Origin of the sequence: Streptomyces sp. WM4235 (genome assembly GCF_001279725.1) — a bacterium.
Classification (GTDB): domain Bacteria; phylum Actinomycetota; class Actinomycetes; order Streptomycetales; family Streptomycetaceae; genus Streptomyces.
This window is the reverse complement of record NZ_LGDE01000141.1, coordinates 1-3,281: the sequence shown is the minus strand read 5'-3', so window position 1 is coordinate 3,281 and position 3,281 is coordinate 1. Positions and strand designations below refer to the sequence as shown.

Annotated in this window: 1 rRNA gene; it reads right to left on the bottom strand. The window is 56.7% G+C overall.

Going from position 1 to position 3,281, the window contains the following annotated elements:
- Nucleotides 1-40: 40 nt before the first annotated feature.
- Nucleotides 41-3,133: ribosomal RNA gene (locus ADK55_RS13290) — 23S ribosomal RNA — on the bottom strand.
- Nucleotides 3,134-3,281 lie beyond the last annotated feature (148 nt).

Genomic DNA, 3,281 nt, shown 5'->3' with positions numbered 1-3,281 from the left:
GTTCGTTACTTCAGAACTAACACAGTGGACGCGAGCAACTGAGGACAAGCCCTCGGCCTATTAGTACCAGTCAGCTCCACCCGTTACCGGGCTTCCACATCTGGCCTATCAACCCAGTCGTCTACTGGGAGCCTTACCCTCTCAAGGAGGTGGGAATACTCATCTTGAAGCAGGCTTCCCGCTTAGATGCTTTCAGCGGTTATCCCTCCCGAACGTAGCCAACCAGCCATGCCCTTGGCAGGACAACTGGCACACCAGAGGTTCGTCCGTCCCGGTCCTCTCGTACTAGGGACAGCCCTTCTCAATATTCCTACGCGCACAGCGGATAGGGACCGAACTGTCTCACGACGTTCTAAACCCAGCTCGCGTACCGCTTTAATGGGCGAACAGCCCAACCCTTGGGACCGACTCCAGCCCCAGGATGCGACGAGCCGACATCGAGGTGCCAAACCATCCCGTCGATATGGACTCTTGGGGAAGATCAGCCTGTTATCCCCGGGGTACCTTTTATCCGTTGAGCGACGGCGCTTCCACAAGCCACCGCCGGATCACTAGTCCCGACTTTCGTCCCTGCTCGACCCGTCGGTCTCACAGTCAAGCTCCCTTGTGCACTTACACTCAACACCTGATTGCCAACCAGGCTGAGGGAACCTTTGGGCGCCTCCGTTACCCTTTGGGAGGCAACCGCCCCAGTTAAACTACCCATCAGACACTGTCCCTGATCCGGATCACGGACCGAGGTTAGACATCCAGCACGACCAGAGTGGTATTTCAACGGCGACTCCACAACCACTGGCGTGGCTGCTTCAAAGTCTCCCACCTATCCTACACAAGCCGAACCGAACACCAATATCAAACTATAGTAAAGGTCCCGGGGTCTTTCCGTCCTGCTGCGCGAAACGAGCATCTTTACTCGTAGTGCAATTTCACCGGGCCTATGGTTGAGACAGTCGAGAAGTCGTTACGCCATTCGTGCAGGTCGGAACTTACCCGACAAGGAATTTCGCTACCTTAGGATGGTTATAGTTACCACCGCCGTTTACTGGCGCTTAAGTTCTCAGCTTCGCACGCCCGAAAGCGCACTAACCGGTCCCCTTAACGTTCCAGCACCGGGCAGGCGTCAGTCCGTATACATCGCCTTACGGCTTCGCACGGACCTGTGTTTTTAGTAAACAGTCGCTTCTCGCTGGTCTCTGCGGCCACCCCCAGCTCACGGAGTAAATCCGATCACCAGTGATGGCCCCCCTTCTCCCGAAGTTACGGGGGCATTTTGCCGAGTTCCTTAACCATAGTTCACCCGAACGCCTCGGTATTCTCTACCTGACCACCTGAGTCGGTTTAGGGTACGGGCCGCCATGAAACTCGCTAGAGGCTTTTCTCGACAGCATAGGATCATCCACTTCACCACAATCGGCTCGGCATCAGGTCTCAGCCTTAATGAGGGACGGATTTGCCTACCCCTCGGCCTACACCCTTACCCCGGGACTACCACCGCCCGGGTTGGACTACCTTCCTGCGTCACCCCATCGCTTACCTACTACCACCTTGGATCGGCGGCTCCACCACTTTCCTTTCCCCGAAGGGTCCGGAACGGCTTCACGGCCTTAGCATTAGAGGATTCGATATTGGGCGTTTCAAAGCGGGTACCGGAATATCAACCGGTTGTCCATCGACTACGCCTGTCGGCCTCGCCTTAGGTCCCGACTTACCCTGGGCAGATCAGCTTGACCCAGGAACCCTTAGTCAATCGGCGCACACGTTTCTCACGTGTGTATCGCTACTCATGCCTGCATTCTCACTCGTGAACCGTCCACAACTAGCTTCCGCTGCTGCTTCACCCGGCACACGACGCTCCCCTACCCATCCCAGCCCCCGTTGGGGGTATGTGCTGGAATGACACGACTTCGGCGGTACGCTTGAGCCCCGCTACATTGTCGGCGCGGAATCACTTGACCAGTGAGCTATTACGCACTCTTTCAAGGGTGGCTGCTTCTAAGCCAACCTCCTGGTTGTCTCTGCGACTCCACATCCTTTCCCACTTAGCGTACGCTTGGGGGCCTTAGTCGATGCTCTGGGCTGTTTCCCTCTCGACCATGGAGCTTATCCCCCACAGTCTCACTGCCGTGCTCTCACTTACCGGCATTCGGAGTTTGGCTAAGGTCAGTAACCCGGTAGGGCCCATCGCCTATCCAGTGCTCTACCTCCGGCAAGAAACACACGACGCTGCACCTAAATGCATTTCGGGGAGAACCAGCTATCACGGAGTTTGATTGGCCTTTCACCCCTAACCACAGGTCATCCCCCAGGTTTTCAACCCTGGTGGGTTCGGTCCTCCACGAAGTCTTACCTCCGCTTCAACCTGCCCATGGCTAGATCACTCCGCTTCGGGTCTAGAGCGTGCAACTCAATCGCCCTATTCGGACTCGCTTTCGCTACGGCTTCCCCACACGGGTTAACCTCGCTACACACCGCTAACTCGCAGGCTCATTCTTCAAAAGGCACGCGACGCTCCCACGGCTTGTAGGCACACGGTTTCAGGTACTATTTCACTCCGCTCCCGCGGTACTTTTCACCATTCCCTCACGGTACTATCCGCTATCGGTCACCAGGGAATATTTAGGCTTAGCGGGTGGTCCCGCCAGATTCACACGGGATTTCTCGGGCCCCGTGCTACTTGGGAGATTCTTAAGCAAGCCGCTGATGTTTCGTCTACGGGGGTCTTACCCTCTACGCCGGACCTTTCGCATGTCCTTCGACTACATCAACGGTTTCTGACTCGCCGACCGGCCGGCAGACCGATCAAAAGAATTCCCACAACCCCGCATGCGCAACCCCTGCCGGGTATCACACGCATACGGTTTGGCCTCATCCGGTTTCGCTCGCCACTACTCCCGGAATCACGGTTGTTTTCTCTTCCTGAGGGTACTGAGATGTTTCACTTCCCCTCGTTCCCTCCACACTGCCTATGTGTTCAGCAGTGGGTGACAGCCCATGACGACTGCCGGGTTTCCCCATTCGGACACCCCCGGATCAAAGCTCAGTTGGCAGCTCCCCGGGGCCTATCGCGGCCTCTCACGTCCTTCATCGGTTCCTGGTGCCAAGGCATCCACCGTGTGCCCTTAAAAACTTGGCCACAGATGCTCGCGTCCACTGTGTAGTTCTCAAGCAACGACCAGTCACCCATCACCCTGACCCATACGGATCAAGTTCACTGGGGCCGGCATCGCGAAGATACAACCTTTACGGCCGTACCCTCAGATACCCAACAACGTGCCAGGCAC